This window comes from Streptomyces krungchingensis (assembly GCF_054729265.1).
On record NZ_JBPUKY010000001.1, the window covers coordinates 9,331,650 to 9,353,852 of the forward strand.

General features: G+C 72.7%; 22 protein-coding genes and 1 pseudogene. 9 read left to right on the top strand and 14 right to left on the bottom strand.

The window, feature by feature from the left end:
- Positions 1–90 precede the first annotated feature (90 nt).
- Both ACSYGO_RS40450 and ACSYGO_RS40455 read left to right on the top strand, forming a co-directional pair.
- Complete coding sequence (locus ACSYGO_RS40450) at positions 91–1,071, top strand: DUF1731 domain-containing protein (RefSeq protein ID WP_432187383.1); 981 nt, start codon at positions 91–93, stop codon at positions 1,069–1,071.
- 319 nt (positions 1,072–1,390) lie between these two features.
- Complete coding sequence (locus ACSYGO_RS40455) at positions 1,391–2,302, top strand: hypothetical protein (RefSeq protein WP_460389629.1); 912 nt, start codon at positions 1,391–1,393, stop codon at positions 2,300–2,302.
- A 229-nt stretch (positions 2,303–2,531) separates the two neighbouring features.
- On the opposite strand, the gene ACSYGO_RS40460 is transcribed toward ACSYGO_RS40455, so the two are convergent.
- Together ACSYGO_RS40460 and ACSYGO_RS40465 are read right to left on the bottom strand one after the other, a co-directional pair.
- The gene (locus ACSYGO_RS40460; protein WP_426676468.1) at positions 2,532–2,999 is read right to left on the bottom strand and encodes a hypothetical protein; all 468 of its coding nucleotides are present in this window, start codon (positions 2,997–2,999) and stop codon (positions 2,532–2,534) included.
- Between the two features lie 216 nt (positions 3,000–3,215).
- The gene (locus ACSYGO_RS40465; protein ID WP_460389630.1) at positions 3,216–3,890 is read right to left on the bottom strand and encodes a class I SAM-dependent methyltransferase; all 675 of its coding nucleotides are present in this window, start codon (positions 3,888–3,890) and stop codon (positions 3,216–3,218) included.
- A 303-nt stretch (positions 3,891–4,193) separates the two neighbouring features.
- On the opposite strand from ACSYGO_RS40465, the gene ACSYGO_RS40470 reads away from it, so the two are divergent.
- From ACSYGO_RS40470 to ACSYGO_RS40480, 3 genes are all read left to right on the top strand, one after another.
- Positions 4,194–4,505, top strand: coding sequence for a helix-turn-helix domain-containing protein (locus ACSYGO_RS40470; RefSeq protein WP_426676466.1), 312 nt, complete (start codon positions 4,194–4,196; stop codon positions 4,503–4,505).
- Positions 4,502–6,151: a helix-turn-helix domain-containing protein gene (locus ACSYGO_RS40475; RefSeq protein WP_460389631.1), complete on the top strand. Its 1,650-nt coding sequence runs from the start codon at positions 4,502–4,504 to the stop codon at positions 6,149–6,151. The genes ACSYGO_RS40470 and ACSYGO_RS40475 overlap by 4 nt, the downstream gene beginning before the upstream one ends.
- A 137-nt stretch (positions 6,152–6,288) precedes the next feature.
- Positions 6,289–6,864: a transcriptional regulator gene (locus ACSYGO_RS40480; RefSeq protein WP_426676464.1), complete on the top strand. Its 576-nt coding sequence runs from the start codon at positions 6,289–6,291 to the stop codon at positions 6,862–6,864.
- Positions 6,865–6,953: 89 nt separating this feature from the next.
- On the opposite strand, the gene ACSYGO_RS40485 is transcribed toward ACSYGO_RS40480, so the two are convergent.
- Both ACSYGO_RS40485 and ACSYGO_RS40490 read right to left on the bottom strand, forming a co-directional pair.
- A complete protein-coding gene (locus ACSYGO_RS40485; RefSeq protein WP_432173204.1) occupies positions 6,954–8,162 on the bottom strand; it encodes a PP2C family protein-serine/threonine phosphatase in 1,209 nt (402 codons plus the stop codon).
- Between the two features lie 295 nt (positions 8,163–8,457).
- Positions 8,458–9,462, bottom strand: coding sequence for a SecDF P1 head subdomain-containing protein (locus ACSYGO_RS40490; protein WP_460389632.1), 1,005 nt, complete (start codon positions 9,460–9,462; stop codon positions 8,458–8,460).
- Positions 9,463–9,713: 251 nt separating this feature from the next.
- On the opposite strand from ACSYGO_RS40490, the gene ACSYGO_RS40495 reads away from it, so the two are divergent.
- A complete protein-coding gene (locus ACSYGO_RS40495) occupies positions 9,714–11,000 on the top strand; it encodes a M48 family metallopeptidase (protein ID WP_460389633.1) in 1,287 nt (428 codons plus the stop codon).
- 136 nt (positions 11,001–11,136) lie between these two features.
- Here ACSYGO_RS40495 and ACSYGO_RS40500 read toward each other — a convergent pair whose 3' ends face one another.
- The 3 genes from ACSYGO_RS40500 to ACSYGO_RS40510 all read right to left on the bottom strand — a co-directional run bounded on the left by ACSYGO_RS40500 (position 11,137) and on the right by ACSYGO_RS40510 (position 14,401).
- A complete protein-coding gene (locus tag ACSYGO_RS40500) occupies positions 11,137–12,825 on the bottom strand; it encodes a multicopper oxidase family protein (RefSeq protein WP_426676461.1) in 1,689 nt (562 codons plus the stop codon).
- Positions 12,826–12,969: 144 nt separating this feature from the next.
- Positions 12,970–13,470 carry a cysteine dioxygenase gene (locus ACSYGO_RS40505; RefSeq protein ID WP_426676460.1) on the bottom strand — a complete coding sequence of 167 codons (501 nt, stop codon included), beginning with the start codon at positions 13,468–13,470 and terminating at the stop codon, positions 12,970–12,972.
- A 40-nt stretch (positions 13,471–13,510) separates the two neighbouring features.
- Positions 13,511–14,401 (bottom strand): amidohydrolase family protein, encoded by an 891-nt coding sequence (locus tag ACSYGO_RS40510; protein ID WP_432173201.1) that lies wholly within the window; start codon positions 14,399–14,401, stop codon positions 13,511–13,513.
- A 144-nt stretch (positions 14,402–14,545) separates the two neighbouring features.
- On the opposite strand from ACSYGO_RS40510, the gene ACSYGO_RS40515 reads away from it, so the two are divergent.
- Entirely contained in the window at positions 14,546–15,550 is a 1,005-nt protein-coding gene (locus tag ACSYGO_RS40515) for a LacI family DNA-binding transcriptional regulator (protein WP_345658888.1), read from the top strand.
- Between the two features lie 252 nt (positions 15,551–15,802).
- Here the strand turns inward: ACSYGO_RS40515 and ACSYGO_RS40520 are convergent, their stop codons facing one another.
- From ACSYGO_RS40520 to ACSYGO_RS40530, 3 genes are all read right to left on the bottom strand, one after another.
- Positions 15,803–16,285, bottom strand: a complete 483-nt coding sequence (locus ACSYGO_RS40520; protein WP_426676458.1) for a diadenosine tetraphosphate hydrolase — start codon at positions 16,283–16,285, stop codon at positions 15,803–15,805.
- A 261-nt stretch (positions 16,286–16,546) separates the two neighbouring features.
- Complete coding sequence (locus ACSYGO_RS40525) at positions 16,547–17,218, bottom strand: VOC family protein (RefSeq protein WP_460389634.1); 672 nt, start codon at positions 17,216–17,218, stop codon at positions 16,547–16,549.
- A 173-nt stretch (positions 17,219–17,391) separates the two neighbouring features.
- On the bottom strand, positions 17,392–18,393 hold the full coding sequence (locus ACSYGO_RS40530) for an ArsR/SmtB family transcription factor (RefSeq protein WP_460389823.1): 1,002 nt from the start codon (positions 18,391–18,393) through the stop codon (positions 17,392–17,394).
- Between the two features lie 69 nt (positions 18,394–18,462).
- Between ACSYGO_RS40530 and ACSYGO_RS40535 the strand changes: the two genes are divergently transcribed.
- Positions 18,463–19,371, top strand: coding sequence for an aldo/keto reductase (locus tag ACSYGO_RS40535; RefSeq protein ID WP_460389635.1), 909 nt, complete (start codon positions 18,463–18,465; stop codon positions 19,369–19,371).
- Between the two features lie 39 nt (positions 19,372–19,410).
- Here the strand turns inward: ACSYGO_RS40535 and ACSYGO_RS40540 are convergent.
- Positions 19,411–19,788, bottom strand: a pseudogene (locus ACSYGO_RS40540) (zinc-dependent alcohol dehydrogenase); the annotation flags it as partial.
- Positions 19,789–19,837: 49 nt separating this feature from the next.
- Here ACSYGO_RS40540 and ACSYGO_RS40545 point away from each other — a divergent pair.
- Positions 19,838–20,110 (top strand): LmrA/YxaF family transcription factor, encoded by a 273-nt coding sequence (locus ACSYGO_RS40545; RefSeq protein WP_460389636.1) that lies wholly within the window; start codon positions 19,838–19,840, stop codon positions 20,108–20,110.
- 78 nt (positions 20,111–20,188) lie between these two features.
- Here the strand turns inward: ACSYGO_RS40545 and ACSYGO_RS40550 are convergent, their stop codons facing one another.
- Genes ACSYGO_RS40550 through ACSYGO_RS40560 form a run of 3 tightly spaced genes read right to left on the bottom strand, consistent with a single transcriptional unit; the run spans position 20,189 to position 22,202 of the window.
- A complete protein-coding gene (locus ACSYGO_RS40550; RefSeq protein ID WP_460389637.1) occupies positions 20,189–21,094 on the bottom strand; it encodes a hypothetical protein in 906 nt (301 codons plus the stop codon).
- Positions 21,095–21,120: 26 nt separating this feature from the next.
- Positions 21,121–21,546: a hypothetical protein gene (locus tag ACSYGO_RS40555; protein ID WP_460389638.1), complete on the bottom strand. Its 426-nt coding sequence runs from the start codon at positions 21,544–21,546 to the stop codon at positions 21,121–21,123.
- Positions 21,543–22,202 carry a transglycosylase SLT domain-containing protein gene (locus ACSYGO_RS40560; protein ID WP_426676453.1) on the bottom strand — a complete coding sequence of 220 codons (660 nt, stop codon included), beginning with the start codon at positions 22,200–22,202 and terminating at the stop codon, positions 21,543–21,545. The genes ACSYGO_RS40555 and ACSYGO_RS40560 overlap by 4 nt, the downstream gene beginning before the upstream one ends.
- Position 22,203 lies beyond the last annotated feature (1 nt).

Consider the following 22,203-nt stretch of genomic DNA (forward strand, 5'->3'; position numbering starts at 1 on the left):
TCGTCGGCCCGCGGCGCGCCCCCCGACGATAGATTTGAACACGTTCAAGTCTTGGGCGTAGGCTCGCACCGTACAGGGAGGGGGAGGCCCGTGAAGGTCGTCATACCCGGTGGGACCGGGCAGCTGGGTACGGTCCTGCGGCGCGCGCTGAGCGCCGCGGGACACGAGGTGGTCGTCCTGACGCGACGGCCGACGCGCCGGGGCGAAGTCCCGTGGGACGGACGGACCCTGGGCCCCTGGGCCGAGGTGATCGACGGCAGCGACCTCGTCGTCAACCTGGCCGGGCGCAGCGTGAGCTGCCGCTACACCGCACCCAACCTGCGCGCCATGATGGACTCGCGCGTGGACTCCGCCCGTGTCGTGGGAGAGGCGATCGCCGCGGCCGCCGCACCTCCCCGCGTCTGGATGCAGATGAGCACCGCCACCATCTACGCCCACCGCCACGACGCACCCAACGACGAGCGGCACGGCGTGATCGGCGGAGCGGAACCCGGCGTCCCCGGTTACTGGGCCTACAGCGTCGACATCGCCAAGTCCTGGGAGCGGGAGCAGGAACGGGCCGACACCCCCGGCACCCGCAAGGTGGCCCTGCGCTCGGCCATGGTGATGAGCCCCGATCCGGGCGGCGTCTTCGACGTGCTGCTGCGGCTGGCACGGCTCGGCCTGGGCGGACCGGTCGCAGGCGGCGCGCAGTACGTGTCCTGGATCCACGACCGCGACTTCGTGCGCGCGGTCGAGTTCCTGGCCGACCGGGAGGACATCGCCGGACCGGTGAACCTCGCGGCCCCGGCCCCGCTGCCGCATCGCCTGTTCATGCACGCGCTGCGCACCGCCTGGGGTGTCCCGGTGGGCCTGCCCGCGACCGGATGGATGGCCGAGATCGGTGCCTTCGCGCTCCGCTCGGACACCGAACTGCTGCTCAAGAGCCGGCGCGTCGTCCCGGGCCGCCTCGTGGACGCGGGCTTCACCTTCGGCCATCCGGAGTGGCGCCCGGCAGCCGACGATCTCGTACGACGGGTACGCGGCAGGCGGGGCACCGGCGTACGACGGCCCGTCGCCACCGCCGGGTGACACCGGCACCACGTGCCCGGACCGGTGCTCCCCACGGTGCGCGGGCCGTGCCGATCACGCGGGCACGGCCCGGCGGGCGACGACCCGACCGCGCGGCAGGCCGGGACCGGCGCTCCACGCGCCATGACTCGCACGCGCCCTGACTCCACGCGCCACGCCTCACGCTCGCTGCGACGCACACGCGCTGCGACGCACACGCGCTGCGACGCACACGCGCTGCGACGCACACGCGCTGCGACGCACACGCGCTGCGACGCACACGCGCCCCGACGACCGGGACATGGCACGCTCGAACAGGGGCGTCCGCGCGTGGAGAGGGATGCCGGTGGAGCTGGACGCGATCGCCGACGAGCTGTACGGGCTGCGGCCGGAGGATTTCGTGGCCGCCCGCGATGCCCGCGCGGCCGAGGCGCGCAAGGCCGGAGACCGTGCCCTCGCGGACGCGGTCCGCGCACTGCGCCGCCCCGGCCTGTCGGCCTGGGCCAGCAACCTCCTGGTACGCGAGCACCCCGACGAGATCGAGCCGCTGCTCCGGCTGGGCGAGACGCTGCGGGAGGCGCACCGTGCACTCGACGGTGCCCGGCTGCGCGAGTCGAGCCGCCGGCAGCGGGTCCTGGTCGGCGAGCTGGCGCGGCAGGCGCAGCAGTTGGCCGGGCGGGCGGGCCACGCGGTCGGCGAGGACGTCCGGCGCGAGGTCGAGGACATCCTGCACGCCGTCCTCGCCGATCCGCGGGCCGCCGAGGAGTGGCGGACGGGCCGGCTCGTCAGACCCTTCGGCCAGGTCGTCGGCTTCCCCGCCGTCGACGACGCGGCCGTACCCCGTCCCCCGGCCCGACCTGTTGCCGCGCCCCGCCACCGGGCCGGGGACGACAGCGACGGTGCCGAGGCGCGTCGCCTTCTCGCCGAGGCGCGGAAGGAGGCCGAGGCGGCCGAGCGGGAACTGCGCGCCCTGGAGGGCGAAGCGGCCACGGCGGCGCGCACGGCGGACGAGGCGGGAGCGCACGCCGACGGGCTCGGGCATCGCGTCGCCGAACTGACGGCGGAGCTGAAGAGCCGTAAAGACGAGGAACGCCAGGCCCGCGCCGCCGAACGGACGGCCCGGGACGAGGCGCGCGCGGCCGACCGTGCCCTGCGCGACGCCCGGCGGCGTGCCGAGGACGCCACGGCGCGGGTGGCACGGCTCGGCGGACAAGGACGGGGAAGCACAAGTGCGGGGCGTCGGCGGGTGTGACGCCGGGCCGCCCGGGGACACCCCTGGCGTCAGCTGACACCCCTGGCGTCAGCTGACACCCCGCTCGACGGCCGGCACCCCTTTTGCCCGTCACAGTCGCCTTTTTGCCCGTCACGGTCGCCTTGCCCGTCACGGTCGCCCGGACGGCGGCCCGGCCGTGCCGCGACGGCACGGAATCCGGTGGCGCCACCGCAGCCCTGGCGGGGTCGGCCCCACGGGGGCACGTGGGTCAGTTCCACAGGGGGTACGTCATCACCTGCGTGTAGCCGTCCGGCCGGCTCTCGGGGTAGTGCAGGCTCATCTTCGTGTAGTGCTGCATCTCCGGCTGCTTCTTCCACGACTGCGGGTTCTCCAGGCGCACGATCACCTCGTAGGCATGGAACTTGCCGGCCGCGCAGTACGGCTTGCAGTCGTTCACCATGTTGACGCCCAAGGCCGTCGCCGAGTTCGCGTCCCATTGGGTCCAGCGGAGCGAGGTGAGACGGCTGTTGCCGTCACCGCAGGCGAGCATGAAGTCGGCGGGGCGCACCTGGGCCTGCCAGAAGCAGTCGACGATGACGGGCCGGGTCGGCGGCCGGCCCGTGGTGCTCGCCGACGGAGACGGCTCAGGTGTGGCGGCGGAGGCCGTCGCCAGAGCCGCCACCAATGACGCGGCGGCGCAGAGCGTGGCCGCTGTCCTTGCTGTGTGTCTGCGCATCCGTACACTCCCGGCCGTTCGTCCTCGGCCCCCTGGCCGGTGTCCGGTCCCGCGGTCGCCGGCCCCGTCGACCTCTGTGCGGGCCACCGTGCGGGGCGGACTCCGGGCAGCGCTGCCGCCCTCGTTCGCCGGCGATCGTCTCTTTGTCGACGCTACGACCACGTCCTGTGATGCGCCACTCGTACGGAGTAACCCCGGCGTGACGCCGCGTGAGGGTCAGGCTCCGTCGGTCCGGACGGTCTGGGTGACCCGCCACAGACGGCGCGGCAGGTCGCCCTCCTCGAAGGCGTGCACCTCGTCGAGGGTCCAGCCGTCGGCCAGGGCGTCGACGAGGGCCCAGTCGAAGAAGTGCACGGCGAATCCGCCGTGTTCGAAGACGTCGTCGCCGTGGGCCGTGCCGGCGCCGAAGTGTGCGTCGCCGGTGTGGCGGACCGTGTAGACCAGGACTCCGCCGGGCCGCAGCACTCGGCGTACCTCGTCGACGACGGCGTGGATCTCCTTCGTGGACAGAGCCATGCACAGCAGCATGTGCGCGAAGACGGCGTCGACACACGCATCGGGGAGGGGGAGCGGCTCTCGGACGTCGTGCAGCATGGTCGTCACGCGTTCCTCCACCCCCTGCCCCCGGGCGGCGGCGCGCAGCTGCTCCAGGCCGGTGGCGGAGAAGTCGGTGGCGCGGACGGTGAAGCCTTCGCGGGCGAAGTACAAGGTGTCACGGCCGTGCCCCGCGCCCAGTTCGAGCACGTCCCGGGCACCCGAGGCCCGGAACGCTGCGGCGGCGTGGACGGCGGGTGCGGACGGGGCCTCGCCGTACATGCCGGGATGATCGCTGTACGTCCGCTGCCAGTGCCGTCGCTGCGCGTCGCCCAGTCCCTGCGGGTCTGCTGCCACCTGCGGTCCCTTCACCTCGTGCGACCCGACGGCCGCACGTCGCCGTCGCTCGGGCCAGCGTAGGCGAGCCGCCGGAGGCCGGCGGACCTGCGTTGTCAGTGCCGCCTCATACAGTGGAGGACATCCATCAGCCCATGCTGGCTGCGTGAGCTGGACCGCCCCGTCCCGGCGTGATGCACCGGGACGGGGCGCGGTACGGCGACGCTCGCGATGTGCCCCGGCGATCACGCTCCGATGCCACGCGACCCAGCTTCCATGCGCCTTACGCATATCTCATGGGTTGCAGGTGGTAGCTTCGGCGGAATGGGGATGAGTCTGGAGGACCGCGCGCGATCGGCGGTGGCCGCGCTCCTGCACGCGACCGGCGAGTCGCAGACCGACCTCGCCACGGCCCTGGGCGTGAGCCAGGCCCAGGTGAGCCGTCGTCAGTCCGGCACGGCCGCATGGAGCCTGGCGGACTGCGAGGCGGTGGCCGCGCACTTCGGCATCGACGTACTGGACCTGCTGGCCGGTCCGACGCGGGCCTTCGAGTGCCTGCCCGTCGGCCGCCGCCGTACGAGCGGCCGCCGCGCCCCCGCCGCCGCTCCGGCCGGGTCGAAAGAGGTGGCACGATGACGGACTTCGATGCGATCGACGCGCTGCTGGCCAACGCCAGGCAGGAGGTTCCGCTGCCGCCCGCCGAGGCACGGCGGCCCCTGCGCGAAGAGCTGAACCTCTCGCGCACCCAGGTGGCGCAGGCCCTCGGCGTCAGCCCCTCCACGGTCGGCGGCTGGGAGTCGGGGCGGGACCCGAGCGGCGAAGTACGCGAGAAGTACGCGTACTTCCTCGAAGGCGCGCGGGCCAGGCTTCGGGCCCGGGCCGAGGAGGAGGCGGCCCGGGCCCTCGCGTCCGCGGCCGGCACGGCGGCGTCCGACGGGACGGGTACCGACGCCGGTGACAGTGACGGCGTGGACGCGCCGGGCGACGGCCCGGCGGACGAGGTCGAGGTCCTCTCGACGCCGAGGCCCTGCATCCTGTGCGGCAGCCCCGCGCGCCATCAGGTCGCGGGTTTCCCGCAGCACCTGGATCCCGCGGAGTGCGCCCCGGACGCACCGGCGGACCCGACGAACACCGCGTCGGCGCGATCGGCCGGGCCTGCACCGGCGCGATCGGCCGGGCCTGCACCGGCGCGATCGGCCGGGCCCGCGGAGGCGCGGACGGCCGCAACCGCGCCCGCGGAGCCGACGGAGCCGACGGAGCCGCCGGCCCGTTCCCCGAGGGCCGCGGCTTCCGGCAGCCGGGGCGAGCCGGTGGCGGTCGTCCCTGTCGGCCGCCGTGTGCGGGCGGCCTCCGACACGCCCGATCCGATCGGCGCGGCCGTCGCCGAGGCGCTCACGACGCACCGGGGCGACACGGAGGCGGCCACGGCGGCACTCGTGAAGCGGGCCATCCCGGACGCCATGGCGCTGCTCGACGAGACACGCAAGGGCGGGCGGTACGACGTCGTCGCCCACCCCTGGATCCCGGACGTCCTGCGCAAGCAGACCGCACGCGGCCCGGACCGGATCTGGGAGGCCCGTCCCAAGTGGACCCGCCCCGAACTCCCCGCGGGCCCGCACGAGGTGACCGCGCTCGACATCAACGGCGCCTATCTGTCCGCGCTGAAGACGTATCTCCCGATCGGGCAGTTGGAGCACTCGACGGGAGGGGACCACGACCGCCGCCGCTCCGGCGTGCATCTGATCACGCCGCCCGCGTGGGACCACGAGGCGGTCCTGCCCAACCCGCTCGGCAGTCGCGACGAGCCCGGCCCTCTGTGGGTCACGGAGCCGACCTTGCGGCTGCTGCTGCGGCTGTCCGGACCGAAGTACGCACTGTGCGACCCGCCGGAGATCCACGAGTCGTTCACCTCGGGGGCGACGGAAGGGCTGCTGGAGAAGTTCCGCGTCGCCCTGAAGGACGCCCGCGACCGGGCGATCGCCGAGGACGACGAGGTGACCCTGGAGTACGTGAAGGCGATGTACTCCAAGTTCGTCTCGACGATGGGGGAGTCGAACTACAACCGGGAGCTGTACCGGCCGGACTGGATGCACCTGATCCGCTCCCAGGCGTTCGCCAATCTCTGGATGAAGGCGTACAAGGCGTACGACGAGGGCCTGATGGTCGTCCGTGCCATGGGCACCGACGAACTGCACGTCACCGGCGACTGGCGCGCGGTGTTCCCGGAGGGCCGGGGAGTCGCCGAGGTCAAGGTCAAGGACACCTACATGGTCGGAGAATGAGCAGGTCACGCCGCCGGTGGGGCCGGTCGGCGCCGTTCACGGTCGGCTGGGCCCCGGCCTGTAGCATGTCCGCGCACCGACGTGCGCTCTGCCGAAAATCCGTCAAGGGCCTACATGGTGGGTGGTGAGGGGAAGAAGTGCCGGAGAGGAACATCGAGTTCGGGAAGTTCGGGGCTCGCGGCATCAAGGGCCACGAGGCCGTCGCCCGTCAACTCGACGCGCTCGCGGGCTTCGTCGTCACACCGATCACGGCCCGGCGCGGCCTGGCGGCACGGCTGCACTACCTCACCCGGAGCGCACACGCCCGCGAGGCGGCCCGCGCGGCCGGTCTGACGGTCACCGACCGCACGCTCACGGCGTGGCTGGACGGCAGGCGCAGCCCCTCGAAGAGGAACCTCGAACGCATCGAGACCGCCTACCGGACCGTGCGCCGCCACAACGTGGCCCGCTATCTGCTCGCCCGCCTGAACCGCGAGGGCCGCGGCACCCGCGTCGAGTTCCACCCGCTCAACCAGTCCCAGGTGTCCCGCCCCCAGCAGCGCGTGGTCGAGTACCGCACCCTCAACGTCCGGCGCTGGGACCGCATCGTCGAGTCATGGGCCGTGGGCGACGAGGCCGCACTCGACGAGGCCTGGATCAGTGACGTGGTCGTCGACCTGGGCTCTCAGTGGGGCCAGTACGAGTACGTCACGAACATCGGCTTCGCGGCCTGACAGCCCGGCGGCCCGACAGCACGGCTGCCTCCTGAGGCGGCGGCCGGGCAACCCGGCAGCCCGATCGCCCGGACGGCCGGCGGCCCCCGTCAGCGCTCCCGAAACTCCCGAGAGCGCGTGCCGTCCTCGGCCTCCGCATCGTCCGGGAGGCGATACGCGGTGAGGGCGGCCGTGTCGTCGTGGAGGTGGTTGTCGCTGTAGATGAGCAGATCGCGGTGCAGCCGCTCCAGGAGTCGGTGGGGCGGCAGCGGCCCCCACGAGCGGATGCGATGGACGAGGGGATAGAAGGTTCCCGACGGGTCGCGGGCCTCGGTGACACCGTCGGTGTAGAGCAGCAACTGGTCCCCGGGACCGAACGGATGCTCCTCGACGTGGTAGGTGTCCCCGAGCAGCATGCCCAGGTTCAGGGGCGGTGCCGGGTCGTTCGTCTCCAGTTCGACGACCTTGTCGCCGCTGATGAGGACGGGCGGCGGATGGCCGCAGTTGACGATGCGCACCACGGCGTCGCCGTCGGGGATCTCCGCGAAGACCGCCGTGACGAACCGCTCCGCCATGTCGCTGCCGGGGAGCTCGGCGGCCCTGCGGCTCATGCTCGTCTCGACACGGCGCGCGAGGTCCGCGAGGTCCGCTTCGTCATGAGCGGCCTCGCGGAAGGCGCCGAGCAGCGTGGCGGCCGTCTCCACGGCGAGCAGGCCCTTGCCGCGGACGTCGCCGATCAGGAGACGGAGGCCGTGCCGGGTGGGGACCGCCTCGTAGAGGTCGCCGCCGATCCGTGCCTCGGCCGCGGCCGCCAGGTAGAAGGTGTCGACCAGAATGCGTCCGATGCGCTGCGGGACGGGCCTGACCAGGAGCCGCTGCGCGATCTCGGCCACGAAACGCACGGTCGCGAGCGTCCGTTCCCGTCGCTCCCGGTGGGCGGCCAGGATCGTGCCGAGTACGCCGACGACGGCGGTGCACACGTAGGTGGCGACGTAGTGGCGGTCCCACAGGTAGCCCACCTCGCGGCCCGCGCAGCACGGAGTGCCGGCCAGCACCCCTTCCAGTCCGACCGCGGCCAAGGTGATCGCGGCGACGGCGGTGGGGCCGTGGGCGAAGGCGGCGATGACCGGGAGGGCGATGATCAGGAAGCTCACCGGCCACTGCACCGGCGTGAGGGGTTCGAGGATCAGGACGAACGCGACGTAGAGGGCGGGCAGCCAGCGCATCCACGCCGGCGGTGCGGGCACCCGGAGCCGGTCGATGCCGCCGGGCTGTGTCGCGTCGGGCGCCGCGGTCCCGGCGCGTCCCGGCCACCTCACAGCCCGCTCCGGCACGGGGCGGACATGACGAGAAGGGGTACCGCCGCACCGGTCGGGCCCGTCCGGGCGTGGCCCGCATGTGCACCACACCCGGGAAGGCTCCACTCTTGCGGCCTGTGCACACGGACTCCCGGCGAGAAATGATCAGGGCGACCAGCCTGCTGCGCCCGGCCGCCGCATCGCCTTGATTGCTCCAGATCAGGGCATGTCAGGCGCTGCGCGGCCGTCGTCGAGTACGGGTGTCCCGGGGCCCCGCGGCGCTCGCGGATCGGTCCGGGGCCGGTCGCTTCGGGTGTCAGCCCGCGGGCAGGGTGGTCACCTCGGAAACCTTCAGGTCGACAGGCAGCGCGCCGGTGTCGAGCGTGGCGGCGAGCTGCTCGGCCGAGTGTCGGTCGAAGCTGCCGGCGATCTCGGCCTTGCCGCCCGTGATGCTCTGGTTGACGTAGGGGGCGCTCATCACCGTGCCGTCGAGCACGATCGCGAACTGGTTCTGCGGTGACTGGTTGGCGGAGAGCCGGCCGGTGACGTCGGCGAACTTGGCGCTGCCGGCCGAGGTGAAGTCGAGCTGTACGAGCCATCCGCTCGCGTTCTTGCCGAACTCCGCCTTCGCCGACTTGATGTCGGAGCCGCCCAGCGCGGCGGGGCCGAGCAGGTACTTGGAATCCCGGCCGGTGGCGTCGTCCTCGTCACCGCAGGCCACGACGGAGTCCTGAGGGCGGTCCTGCCGGTCCACCGGGTCCTGCTTCCCGGAGCAGTCGAGTGCGGTGAACCGCTTCTGGAGCGCGGCGTCGGCCGCGCCGCTCGCGTCCGCTCCGGCGCTCGGGACGGCCGAGGGATCGGTGCGAAGCCCCAGCCCCCGGGTGAGGGCCCGGCCCTGAGAGGGTGTCGGACTGCCGGACGGCTGAGGCGGGCCGGCGACGTCCACGGCCAGGACGGGGCGGAAGAGGAGTTCACCGGTGTCGCCCAGCGCTTCCAGACGTGTCCTGTCGGCTGCTCGTCCGGTGACGACGACGGCGTCGCCCCGCTCTTCGACCTCGGCGCCGGCGAGGTGTCGGGCGCGCTTGCGCATGCGGTCGGCGGTCCGGCGTACCGCGTCGGCGCTCAGTGGTGACGTCCCGGTGAAGGTGACCACCACGCGTCCGCCGCCCGCCGTGTCCGACGGCAGAGCGCTGCCGGAGTGTGCGGGGCCCGCAGCGGAGGCCCCGTCCTTCGGGCCGGTCGAGGATCCGGCGCAGCCGGAGAGAGACACCATCGCGACACAGGGGATGACGGCCGCATGCCAGGGACGAAAGGGACGCATGCGCGGATGGTCTCAGGGCCGGAATACCCGGTGTGCCGGAAGTCGGAGATTGTTCCTTTTCCTTCTGCAGCGTTTCCGTGGCTCGCTTCGTGTCCGCGTGTCTGAGCGCGGCGGTGGCCTGGGACGTTGCGTTTCGATCACCTCGCGGACCGCATGGGGAAATCCTCTTTACCCGGAGAAGGCCGCATGATCAGCTTCCCCTTTGTCATGTCTGCGACTTCTGGGGAGGGGGCGCGAGGGAGGGGCGTTCCATGCGGAGCACCGCAGGAGAGACGACACAGCCGTGCCCGGAGTGCGGGGCCGGGATACGCGGCGACAGCCGGTTCACCGTCTGGTGTGCCGCCTGCGACTGGAACGTGGATCCGGAAGGACCGCGTGCCGAGGAGGGAAGGGTGGAGCGGGCACGACGCGCTCTCGCCCGGCGACACGGTGAGAAGCTCTTCGCGGAGGTGACGGGCGGGGGCACGCTGCGCGCACGGCGGGACTCCGCCGCGATCCTCGCCCACGTCATCGCCCTCGCGGTCCACGGGGTCACCCTCGCGGCGGCGCTCGGCGGTGTCTGGTTCCTCGTACGGTACTGGGGCGGGCCGGGAATGCTGCTCGGCATCCCCCTCCTCCTGGCGGCGACGGCGCTCCGGCCCCGCTTCGCCCGGCTGCCCGAGAACAAGCCCGTACTGCTCCGCGCCGACGCACCGGCCCTCTTCGCCCTCGTCGACGAGATCGCCCAGGTGGCCGGGACCCGGGGCGTGCACGCCATCGCGGTCGACACGGAGATCAACGCGAGCGTCATGCCGTACGGTCTGCGCGGGCGCCGGCTGCTGACGTTGGGACTGCCCCTGTGGGAGATCCTCACCCCCCGACAGCGGATCGCCCTGCTCGGCCACGAACTCGGCCACTACGGCAACGGCGATGTCCGCCACGCCGCCGTCGTGCACACGGCCCTGCGGTCGCTGACCACCTGGCGCTACGTCTTCGCCCCCGTCCCGCAGCCGACCGGGATCGAGATCCTCGTCAACGTGGTCTACATCGTGCCGGGTCTGCTGGTGCAGGGCCTGCTCATGCTCCTCGACCAGCTGACGCTGCGCGCCGCTCAGCGGGCCGAGTACCTCGCCGACCGCGAGGCCGCCCACGCCGGGTCCTCCGAGGCCGCCGTGGGTCTCATGGACCGGATGCTGGTGGTGGACTCCGCCGAGATCCTGCTGCGACGCGAGGTCAACGCCCTGGCCATGTCGGGGCCGCGCTCCGCCCGCGAGGCCGAGCACCGCGCCGACGAGGTGTGGGAGCGGCTCACCGCGCACATGGCGTCCATCCCGGAACACGAGTACGAACGCCAGCGCCGTGCCGGGAGCCTGCGCGGGCACAGTGTCGACGCGACCCACCCGCCGACCCATCTCAGACGCGCCCGCCTGCTCGCCGACGTGCCCCGGGACGCGGCCGTCGCGCCGGACGACGACCGGGACCGCAGGATCGCCAGTGAACTCGCCGCGGCGCGCACCGCGGTGGCCCGCCGGCTGATCCGCGACGGTCTCGACGGCTGAGGCACGTCGCTCCGGGCGCCCGCGCGGGTCTGCGCGGGCACCGGGGGCGGGGCCGGGCCGGGCCGCCGTCCCCGCTCCGTCCGGCGGGGTCGCGCGGGGCGGTCCCGGGCCACCTCGGCGGCCCGGGACGCCGTCGTCAGGTGCGGTATCCGAGGATGGTCATCATGCCGCTCTCGGAGTGGTACTGGTTGTGGCAGTGCAGCATCCACAGGCCGGGGTTGTCGGCGTTGAAGTCCACGACGAGCTTGCGGTGCGGGTGCACGATCGCGGTGTCCTTGCGGGCCCGGGCGGAGTCGATGCCGCTGACGGCGAAGGTGTGGCCGTGCAGATGCAGCGGGTGCCACATGTTCGTCGCGTTGATGATGGTGATGCGGACGCGTTCGCCCTCACGCACGGGGTGGCGTTGCGTGATCGAGTAGGGGTGGTGGTCGAAGCCCCAGTTGAACTGGCGCATGTTGCCGGTGAGCGTGACGCGCATCTCCCGGTCCGGCTTGCGGTGGCAGAGGGCGACCGAGTCGTCGGGCACGAGCCGGCGGGCGGGCACGATCCGCCCGTCGAGTTCCTTCGGGTGCACGTCGGCCTGCGGCAGGGACTTCCTGCCCTGGCCGGTGCGCAGCACGGCCAGGGCCCTGGCCTTCTTGCCCTCCGCGAGCGCGACCAGCGGGAACACCCCGTCCTTGACGGTGACCAGGACGTCGTACCGTTCCGCCATGCCGAGCAGCAGGGCGTCCGTGGTGGTGTGCTGGACGGGGTAGCCGTCCGTGTGGGTGATGGTCATCTTGTGGCCGCCGAGCGCCACCCGGAAGGGGGTCTCGGCCCCGGCGTTGATGATCCGCAGGCGGATGCGCTCGCCGGGGCGGGCCCGGAAGACCGAGGGGGCACCGGGGAGACGCCCGTTGATCAGGTAGAACGGGTAGTCGACGCTGCCGCCCTCGCTCTCCAGGATGCGGCTGTGGCTGCCGTGCAGGACACGGTTGGGGCCGCTCGACCGGTCGCCCTCCCCTTCGTGGCCCGAGTGCTCCTCCCCGTTGCCCGTGCCCATGTCCATCGGCGCCCGGCGCTCGTTGCCGTGCAACTGCCTGAGCACCTTGTCCGGGGTGGAGCCCTGCACTCCGTCGAGCCAGTCGTCCAGGACGACGACCCATTCCTTGTCGTAGGACAAGGGCTCTCGCGGGTCCTCCACGATGAGCGGGGCGTACAGGCCGCGGTCGAGCTGCATGCCCGAGTGGGAGTGCAGCCAGTAGGTGCCCGGGTGGTCCACGGCGAAGCGGTACCGGAAGTCGGCGCCGGGCCGGATCGGGTACTGGGTGAGCCCCGGCACGCCGTCCATGTCGCAGCGCATGCGCACGCCGTGCGAGTGCAGGGTCGTCTCGGTCGGCAGGTGGTTGGCGAGGGTGAGGTCGAGGATGTCGCCCGACTTGATGCGCACCTCTCTGCCCGGCAGATCGTCTCCGTACGCCCATGTTCTGACCGATCGTCCGCCCAGGTCGACGGTGGTCTCGGTGGCGGTCAGCCGGAAGGTGCGGACGGGACCCGACCCGCGCCGCTTCTCCGCGGCGATGACCTCGGGACCGGACGGGTTCACGTATCCGCGTGGCCCCTCGGGGACGAAACCGTCACCGCCGCGTTGGGCGGATCCATGGCCGTCACCGGTTCCCGGCTGTGAGGTGGGTCCCGGGCGGGCGACGGTCCTCGGTGGTGACGCGGGCCTCGGACGGTCGACGGTCTGCGGGCGTGAGTCCGACCCGGAACAGGCGGCCAGGGCTCCCGACGTGGCGGCCGCGATCGAGGCACCGAGCACGGTGCGGCGCGAAGGTGTGTGCATGGGTGAATAACACACTTTTTGGCATGATATATGCGGGAATTCCGACGGCGCGTCTGATGAATCACGCACGGTGTTCGACGAATGGCACGGTTCGAACGTGCGTGTTTCACCCTGACGCGCCGGTCGTCGTGGCGCGGACGGGTGTCAGGCGGCCGGGTTGCCCAGGGGGCGCAGTTCGTCCGCGTACGAGACGGAGATGCGGCGCATCAGGCCGTCCTCGGTGATGTCGTACTGGCCCAGACGCCACAGCGGCGGCGAGTACGCGTGGATGGACACCGCGTCGTCCGTGGCCCCGGTGAGCCGGTGGATGTGCTCGGGGCCGAAGCAGAAGGACTCGCCGGCCCCGACGGTGACGGACAGATGACTGCCGCCTATGCGCGGATTGGACTCGCTCAGCGCGCCCTGCACAACGTTGACGGCGCCCGACGAGATGTCGTGGTCGTGCCAGCCGGTGTCGTTCGCCCGGGTCCAGCACAGCAGCCACACGTCGACGTACTCGTCACGGTGCAGGGATGCGTAGTGCCGTGCCTCGTCGGAGAAGGCGACCTGCTCGCGCCAGAGGTCGGGGCGGGCCGCGAGGGTGTCGACGAGTTCCTGGAGCTCACGCTTGTCCAGTGTGCGGTCCGGGAGGGAGTCGTACGTCATGCTGTTCCTCCTTCGAGGTGTCGTCCGTCCCGCGCGGGGCTCAGGAGCTCCCGTGCAGCAGACGGAGGGGATTGGTGGTGCGCAGGGCGTGCCGGGCGGCGTCCGCGCCGAGGTCGGGCACGACGGGCGCGGCGTAGGGGCGGTCGCTGCCGTTGACGATCACGTCGATGCCGACGGCCCGGACGAGGGCGTCCACGGCGCGCGTCCCGTACGAGGACGTCTCGTAGAAGACGCCGAAGTCGACCTCGCCGCGCCCGCCCCCGCGCGTCGCGAACCGTTCGCCGTGCAGGGGCGCCAGACCGGCCAGTGCGGCGAAGCAGACGCGCAGGCCCGGATGGCGCGCGCGGCCGAAGGCGCGGAAGGCGAACCAGGACGCGTGCAGCTGCTGGAGGTACGGGACCAGGGCGGGCCACCAGGGTGGGGCCTCGGCGCCGGGCGGAGCCTGGCCCGGGTGGACGAACAGGGGTTTGTCCAGGCGGACGAGGGTGTCCAGGAGCGGGGCGCACTCCCGCCAGCCCGCCGCGTCGAGCAGTGCGGTGGCGGGGAGCTGGAGGCCGACGCAGCCGCGGCGCAGCGCGCGCTCGACGGCTTCCGGGTCCGGCTCGGACAGACAGGCCGAGGCCCAGACGCCGAAGGGTGCGGGGAGGGCGAGGGCGCCGTCGTGGAAGGCGTCCAGCAGTGGCGTGGCCTCCGCCGCCGGCAGCAGCTCGATGCCCAGCGGGCTGGAGAGCGAGACGAGCGCCAGATCGAGGCCGTCGGCTGCGGCGAGAGCGGCGCGGGCCGCGAGGTCGTGATCGGCCGGGGCGACCTCGTACGGCGGCTCTCCCGCCAGGTGCAGGGTCCAGCCGTCGAGACGCGGCGGCGTGGTGCGGGCCCGCAGCAGCTCGACGAAGGCGGGCGGCCAGAAGTGCTGGTGGACGTCGATGAGCACGCTGGATCCTCGGGAAAATCCTTGCGGGGGCTGGGGGAGAGGCGAGGTTAAGCGCTTCAGTGATGCGTTTAACTTAACCGCTTAACAAGAAGGCGTGTCAAGCCTTCGCCCACGGATCGGACAGGTCCCGGTAGGCTTCCCGGCATGGCCAGGCCCAACAAACGCACCACCCTCAGGGAGGTGGCCGAGGCCACGGGCCTCTCCACCGCCGCCGTCTCCTACGCCCTGCGGGGCCAGCACGTCTCCAAGGAGACCGAGGAACGGGTGCGCAGGGCCGCCGCCGAGCTGGGTTACGAGGCCGACCCCATTGCGCGCGCCCTGGCGAGCGGCCGTACGAGCATGGTCGGCGTCCTCGCGGGTGACCTTCAGGACCTCTGGCAGCAGCAGTTGATGGCCGCCATCGGACGAGAGCTGCTGGTCGGCGACCGGTACGCGCTCATCGTGGACGCGGGCGGCGACCCCGACCGGGAGCTCGCACTCGCCAAACAGCTGCGCGACCAGCGGGTGGACGCGCTGCTCGTGTCTCCCGTGAACCCCTCGGCGGAGGACTGGGCGGCGATCGCCGACGCGCTGCCCGTGGTGGCCGTGGGGGACTCGCTGAACCGGGCCCGCACGGCGGGGCAGGTCATCTTCGACAACAGGGCCGGCATCGACGCCGTACTGGAGTATCTGCACCGGCTCGGCCACCGCAGGGTGACGGTGCTGACGCCCACTCGGCCGAGCACACCGGACCGGCCCGCCGACGTTTATGTCGGCGAGGCGGCCGACCGGCTCGGCCTGGAGGCCGAACTGGTCCCGTGTCCACAGGAGTTGAGCGAGGCGACGGCAGTGGCGCGGGGCGTCCTGGACGGCGGACGGCGCACCACCGCCGTCTTCTGCTTCTCCGACTCGCTGGCCTACGGGGTGTACGCGGCCGCGGCGGAGGCCTCGCTCACGGTCGGGCGGGACGTCTCCGTGGTCGGCTTCGACGACCACCCCGTCTCACGCGTGCTCACACCGCCGCTGACCACCGTCGACTGGGGGCTGGCCGAGATCGCCGCGGAGGCGGCACGGCTGACCGTCGCGGCGATCGAGGGCAAACGGGTGCGCCGGAAGCGGATCCTGTGCGCGCCACGGATGAGTGAGCGGGGCTCTGCGGTACGGGCGTGAGGAAGGCCCGGCAGGGGTCCGGACCGAGCGCTGCCGGGTGGTGCCGTACCTGGAGGGTGTCCGGGGTTGCCGGATGTGATCTCCGTCCGGTGGTGTCTGACGTGGCCATCGTCCGGTGGTGTCGGACGTGGCCATCGTCCGACGGCGTCGGAACTGATCATTGCCTGACGGCGGCGGACCGGCGGCTGCCCGGCGGCTGTGGACCTGTGGACCTGTGGCAGTCCGGCGGGGCCGGTGACGCGGGCTCGGTGTTCAGCTCGGCGACCGTGCCAGATGGTCGAGTTCGTCACCGATCGCCTCGCGCAGGTCGGCGTGCCGCGGTCCGAGGGCGTAGTCCTCCTCGCTCCACATCTCCCGCGGGTAGAGCCACACCGGCAGGCCCACCAGGTCCGCGGGCTCCCACTCGAACCGCGGCCACACGTGAGCGTGCAGGAATCCGTCGGTGTTCCCGAGGATCTCCAGGTTCACCCGGCGGAAGGCCGGGTCCAGCCGTCGGCAGGCGCGCTCGACGGCCTCGCCGAGACGGTCCATGTCGCAGAGGAAGGCCAGCCGCCTGCCCTTCGGCAGGTCCGACAGCCGCTGCACCGCGGGATCGTCCGCCAGGAGCACCGAGTACCCCGGCAGGAACTGGACGTCCCCGATCACCGCGAACCCCGCGTCCAGACGCCGCAGCACCGCGGGGTTCTCACCCCGCAGCGCGCTGCCGATCCGGTCCTTGCGCCACTCGTCGCTCATGAGCGGCGACTCTACCCACCGGCCGGCGCCGTACCGGGTGACCGCGACGGTCGGCGCGACGAGTGGCCCGGGCACCCGCGCGCCCGTCACGGGGCCCTAGGGGGTTTCGTTTTGGATCAGCCCGGGTCCGCGACGCCCGGCACGGCACCTCGCCGCGTTGTCGGACCACCCGAGTACGCCCAGTACGCGGGTGATCCTCCGCCGTGCGATGCACCGCACCGGACGCCGCGGCCTGATCCGACCTGATCCGAACGAAACCCCCTAGCCGCGGTCGAGGGCGGTGCAGACACACACCTTGTTGCCGTCGGCGTCGGCGAGCACGGTGAAGGACGGTGCTTCGGAGGCGTCGACCACCGTGCCACCCGCGGCCACGGCGGCCGCGATGCGTTCCCCGGCGACCTCCGGAGCCAGCCACAGGTCGATGTGCCAGCGCTGGCGCGGCGTGTCGTGCGCGTCGGTCCGCTGGAACCACACGTTGGGTACGCGGTTCGTCGGGTCGAGGACCGTGTCGAACACGGTGTTGCCCGGGTCGCCGGTCAGCAGCGCGGACCAGAACGGGCCGACAGCCGTGTCGTCGGCGGTGTCGAGGCCGAGCTCCACCTGCGCCACCGCACCCGGGGTGGCGGTGAGGTCGTGCTCCCGGGCGATCCCGCTGATCGTGCGGGCCAGATCGAGGTCCTGCGCGGTGATCCACCGACCGCCCCGGGTGTCGTCCTCGGACGACAGGGCCACGTCGACGCATCCGTGGCCCAGCCGGACCTCCGGGTCGCGCCCCGCGGACGCCGCGGCCTCCGCGACGGCGGCCACGAACGCGGCTCCTGCGACGATGTCCGCGACCGGATAACGGGTGGTGAGGGACTGGGCCAGCTTGCGCCAGTCGCCGAGTCCGTCCGCGACGGCGGCGAGGACGGCCGGGGTGCTGAGCGTCTCCATGGGGTCGATGATCCCAGCGGGGGCCGGACTTGTCGTCCGAATACGACGGCCGGCGCCGGCAACCGGGCCGGTGACCTGTAGTCCTGTCGGCAGGACACGGGACGTCCCGGCCGGAAGATGCGGCGAGACAGGACACGGGACGTCCCGGCCGGAAGATGCGCCGAGGCTGCGCTTCAGGGGTGAGGAGAAGGGGAGGACGCGGTGAGCAGGGTCTCGGCCGCGAAGGTGCGCGCGTACAGCACGGACCGGCCCGCCCGGTGCGCGCTGACCAGTCCGGCGTCGCGCAGCGCGGTGAGGCACTGCGAGACGGCCGGGGCCGAGAGCCCGGTGCGCAGGGCGAGCTCGGTCGTGGACGCGGGGGATTGCAGCTCGGCCAGCAGCAGGGTTCGTGAGCGGCCGAGCACGGCGGCGACGGCATCGGTGCGGGCGACGGGCCGCGATGCCCACAGCGTGCCCGTGCCGCGGGCGGGATAGGCCAGCTGGGGCGGATCCGGTGGTGTCACCCTGGTGAACAGTCCCGGTCCGGTGAAGACCGACGGGATCAGCAGCAGCCCGGCGCCGGCCGTCCGCCGGGAGAGCGGACGCGGCCGGGAGGACAGCCGCAGCGCGCTGTCGTCCCAACAGAGCGAGGGGTGCAGGTCGTTGAAGAGGCGGCCGACGCCGTGCTCGGCGACCAGGCGGGTCCTGTGGTAGACGTCGGCGTCGAGGCAGGTGCGCAGTCGCGCCCAGTAGGGAGCCAGCGCCAGGTCCCAGTACGCGGCGATCTCCTCCGTCACCCGGACCAGGTGGACGCTCGGCTCTGCGTACAAGTGGCCGAGCCGCGGCCCGAGTCGGCCTCGGACCTGACGGAGCCGGTCCAGCTCCTCGCGGACCCGGTCGTCCGGCGTGGCCCGGATCGCGGCCAGTTCCTCGTGAAGTGTGGGAGCAGGGCCGTCCGGTGCCGGGTTGAGGAAGTCGGGCACGTACCCCGACGGCGCGATCAGCGCGGCCAGCCATCCCCGGTCGAGCCCGGCGGCGGCCAGCCGTGGTCCCACCTGCCAGGCCCAGGTCCGGTGCACGGGGTGCGCGCTGCCGGAGCGCAGCAGCCGCACGCTGGGCCCCACCTCCCACATCGGCGAGACGACGAACCGCACACGCGCCAGATCGCCCACCGAGAACGCCAGCTCCGCCAGCACGGCCACTCCGAGGATTCACCCATGTCTTAATCAATGGCCCGGAGCCTACAGCGCCGAGAACATCCCGGCATGACCTCGACGACCATCACGGCTGCGGCAGCGGGCAGTTGGACCCTCGGCGACCTCACCGTCAACCGCATCGGCTTCGGCGCGATGCGCCTGACACAGACCGGTGCGGCCCTCACCCACGACGCCGTGCCCCGCGACCGCGGCCAGGCCATCGGCCTGCTGCGCCGCGCGGTGGAGCTCGGCGTGAACCACATCGACACCGCCGCGTTCTACTTCTCCTCGCTGCGCTCCGCCAACGAACTGATCAACCGGGCCCTGGCCCCGTACCCGGACGATCTCGTGATCACCACCAAGGTGGGTCCCGGCCGTCACCCGTCGGGTGCTTGGCTGCCACCCGCCACCCCCGAGCGCCTGCGCGGCCAGGTCGAGGAGAACCTGCGTCAACTCGGCCGGGACCACCTCGACGTGGTGAACCTGCGCATCATCGGAAACGACTCGATAGCCGAACGCTTCGGCGCGCTGGCCGAACTCCGCCGGGCGGGCCTCGTCCGACACCTCGGCCTGTCGAACATCCAGCCGCACCACCTCGCCGAGGCCCGCGCGATCGCGCCGGTGGTCTGCGTCCAGAACATGTACGGCATCGGCGTAGGGCCCGAACACGACGAACTCCTCCGCGCGTGCGGGCGGCGGAACATCGCGTTCGTGCCCTTCTACGCCATCGCCGGCACGGGACGGCAGGCCGGTGCGATCGGCACCGACAGCGACGAGGTGCGCGCCGTCGCACGCGCGCACGGAGTGAGCACGGCACAGGTCCGCATCGCATGGACGCTGCACCGGGGGCCGCACGTGCTGGCCATCCCCGGCACCGGCGACCCCGGCCATCTCGTCGACAACGTGGCCGCCGGCGCGCTGCGTCTGTCCGAGGACGATCTGGCCCTCCTGGACTCCGCCCATCGCGCCGGAACGTGACGGGCGTCGTGCCCGGCGCGAGCGCCGTCCGTCCGGCGGTCAGACGGAGGAGCGCACGAAGACGGGCTTGAGGTGCTTCTCCGGCAGCGCGTCGCGGAGTTGCTCCCAGTCGAGGACGTGCGAGACGACCCGCTCGGGAGCGACGCGTCCGGAGCGGGCCAGTTCGAGGGCGTCGGGGATGTGGTGGCGTACGTTGTCACGCGCGATGCGCAGGGTGACGCCGCTGAGGTACATGTCGAGCACGGGCAGCTCGCCGGCGCGGAAGTGATTGCCCGCCGACTCGCAGACACCCTCCGGCACCAGCGACCGTACGGCGAGGGCGAGTTGGTCGACGCGCCCGGTGGCTTCGACGGCGATGTCGAAGCCGTGCCGTACGGGTTCGATCTCCTCGGCGGTGGTGGCGCCGTAGCCGCGCGCGATCCTCGTGCGGTGCGCGGTGAGTGCCCGCAGGCACGCAGGGTGCCCGGTGCCGGCCGTCTCGATCGAGGAGCCCCCGGACACCGAGATCCCTCCCGCACTCGCCGCGGCCGAGGAGGTCTTCGAGAGCTGGGAGCGCCTCCTCGCCGCGTCCCTGCGCGAGCACGGCGTCGAACCCGCACGGGCCGCACGGCTCGCGACCCTCGTCGTGGCGGCCGTCGAGGGCACCGTGGCCATGTGCCGTGCCAAACGCAGCACACAGCCCCTCGACGACACGGCGGAGGAGCTTCACCTCCTGATCGCAGGGGCCGTGCGGGGCTGACGGGATCGCCGCTGCCGTGCGGGGCCGACGGGATCACCGGGGTCGTGCGGGGGTGACCGAGTGGGGGCCGTGGCCCGCTCAGTCGGGTCCGCGCGGAAGCATGAGGGCACGGACCCGCTCCTGCCAGCGGGCGACACCCTCCGCGTCCGTCGGCCAGCGCGTCCTGATCCGCTCCGCAAGATCCTTCGGGTCGGCGGCGAGGAACACCGCCACGGAACGCACACCGACCTGGACCAGGGCCAGCGCGAGGGCCACCGGCAGACCGGACCCGAACAACAGGGTGTGGCAGTCGGCGATCGGGGTCTCGGGAAGGTCCAGCGGGACGAGGGCGAGCCGCGCCGCCGGACGCCCCAGCAGCGTCGCCAGCTCGGCCAGGTCATGGATCCTCAGGTCTCGAAGCCTGCGCAGCTGGTACGAGTTGAGCAGTCCGAGTGGCTCCAGATCGACCGGTGGCGGCGCGGGCGTCGCGGCCGGCGCGCCCGGGGCGGGCCGCACGGTCAGCCGCAGCGGCTGCCCCTCCGGGGCCGCCGCGTCCACGACGCGCACCCGGAAGCGGCCCAACTCGTCCACCCCGGTGGCGACCGGCAGGGCGATCTCGACCTCGGCGTTGAACGCGCCGCCCGGTACCGGATAGTGCGACAGCTCCCGCTGCATGGCCCCCGCGGCCGTGGCGACGGACGCCGCGACCTCACCGAGGGTCGGCTCGGTCGTGAACGCCTCCGTCACGCTGACGTCGATGACGCCGGGCCCTGCCGTCGGGCGCGGCGGGAAGCGGACGAGAGCCGGGCGCGTCGGCAGAACCCGTCCGGCCCGGTCGAGTTGCACGAGGACGACGGGTGGCCACACGGTGTCGTCCGGCAGGGAGACCTCGGCGCTGAAGCCGCCCTCCCTGGAGCAGGCCGCACGCCCCCGATCCAGCAGTTCGCCCGCATGGTGCTGCCAGAGCGAGGCGGTGCACCCTTCGGCGGACGCGCCTCCGGGCATCCGCACCTGTCCCCGTACGGAGACGATCACCGCGGGGGTCCCGCAAGCGCGCCACCGACCGTCGTGCCGCCGACTCTCGCTCCGTGCTCGGCCGCACCACCGACCGCGGCGCCGACGAACCCCGCTCCGCGGGCCCCCGCGTTGCCGGGGGCCGCCGCGCCGGTGAGCCCCGCTCGGCGGACCCCCGCCGCTGGACCGCCGAGAGGCATGCCGTCGTCGTCCAGCGCGTCCGCGAAGTCGACCAGGGCCGTGGGCCGGAACACCACGGACACGGTCAACCGGGCTCCCCGCGTGTGTACTTCGATGCGTGTGCGGGTCAGGGCAAGCCCGTTCGGCGGCTGTCCGGTCTCCCCGAACGCCTCCAGCGACGCCCGGGTGTGCTCGTCCAGGACACGCTGTGTGCGCCGGAGAGAGCCGGCGATCGCCCCCAGCAGGGCCGGAAGTCCGGTCATGGGCGCACCTGCTCCCGCAGCAGGTCCTGGTGTGACATCGCCGGACGCAGCGGCGAGCCTCCCAGGACGACCACCGCGTCGTTGTAGAAGCGGGTGAACCGGTCGCAGTGCTCGCCCGTGCCGATGGGGAACTGGCGGAGCTTCCAACGATTCTGACTGCCCGTCTGGTGGTGGATTCCGCCGGAGTTGTAGGCGGCCGCGACCAGCGGAGGATCGTACGACGTCTTCGCCGACTGCCGTGCCAGGTAGGCGCACCCCGCCTCGATCGAATGGGCGCCGTCGAGCAGCCAGGCGCGGTCCACCGTCGTCCGCAACGCCTCGCGCGCGGTACTGATGAGGGTCTGCATCAGCCCCGGGCTGACCTTGTGGGGTGTCTGCTCGTCGCTCACGTAACCGGGTTCGAGACGCACGGCATCGGCCCGGCCACCGGACTCGGTGCAGATCGTGGCCACCACCAGCTCCGCCGGGAACCTGCGCCGGCGGGTCGTCTGGTTGATGGCGGCGCCGAACAGTCTCCACACCCGGGTCACGGTCGCGGGCTCGCCCTTGGTGCGTTCCACACCCGCACCCTCGACCTCCACACCCAGATCGGTCAGTCGCCAGCGCACGCCGTCGGCGAACGGGCGGTGCCAGTCCAGCAGATTCGTCGCCGCCACG

What these genes read in the sequence shown, in the direction of transcription:
- ACSYGO_RS40535 (WP_460389635.1), top strand. Translation starts at nt 18,463, where the DNA reads ATGACCTCGACGACCATCACGGCTGCGGCAGCGGGCAGTTGGACCCTC.
- ACSYGO_RS40505 (WP_426676460.1), bottom strand. Translation starts at nt 13,470, where the DNA reads ATGACGTACGACTCCCTCCCGGACCGCACACTGGACAAGCGTGAGCTC.
- ACSYGO_RS40490 (WP_460389632.1), bottom strand. Translation starts at nt 9,462, where the DNA reads ATGCGTCCCTTTCGTCCCTGGCATGCGGCCGTCATCCCCTGTGTCGCG.
- ACSYGO_RS40520 (WP_426676458.1), bottom strand. Translation starts at nt 16,285, where the DNA reads ATGAGCGACGAGTGGCGCAAGGACCGGATCGGCAGCGCGCTGCGGGGT.
- ACSYGO_RS40500 (WP_426676461.1), bottom strand. Translation starts at nt 12,825, where the DNA reads ATGCACACACCTTCGCGCCGCACCGTGCTCGGTGCCTCGATCGCGGCC.
- ACSYGO_RS40525 (WP_460389634.1), bottom strand. Translation starts at nt 17,218, where the DNA reads ATGGAGACGCTCAGCACCCCGGCCGTCCTCGCCGCCGTCGCGGACGGA.
- ACSYGO_RS40495 (WP_460389633.1), top strand. Translation starts at nt 9,714, where the DNA reads ATGCGGAGCACCGCAGGAGAGACGACACAGCCGTGCCCGGAGTGCGGG.
- ACSYGO_RS40550 (WP_460389637.1), bottom strand. Translation starts at nt 21,094, where the DNA reads ATGCCCGGAGGCGCGTCCGCCGAAGGGTGCACCGCCTCGCTCTGGCAG.
- ACSYGO_RS40475 (WP_460389631.1), top strand. Translation starts at nt 4,502, where the DNA reads ATGACGGACTTCGATGCGATCGACGCGCTGCTGGCCAACGCCAGGCAG.
- ACSYGO_RS40515 (WP_345658888.1), top strand. Translation starts at nt 14,546, where the DNA reads ATGGCCAGGCCCAACAAACGCACCACCCTCAGGGAGGTGGCCGAGGCC.
- ACSYGO_RS40555 (WP_460389638.1), bottom strand. Translation starts at nt 21,546, where the DNA reads ATGACCGGACTTCCGGCCCTGCTGGGGGCGATCGCCGGCTCTCTCCGG.
- ACSYGO_RS40470 (WP_426676466.1), top strand. Translation starts at nt 4,194, where the DNA reads ATGGGGATGAGTCTGGAGGACCGCGCGCGATCGGCGGTGGCCGCGCTC.
- ACSYGO_RS40455 (WP_460389629.1), top strand. Translation starts at nt 1,391, where the DNA reads ATGCCGGTGGAGCTGGACGCGATCGCCGACGAGCTGTACGGGCTGCGG.
- ACSYGO_RS40460 (WP_426676468.1), bottom strand. Translation starts at nt 2,999, where the DNA reads ATGCGCAGACACACAGCAAGGACAGCGGCCACGCTCTGCGCCGCCGCG.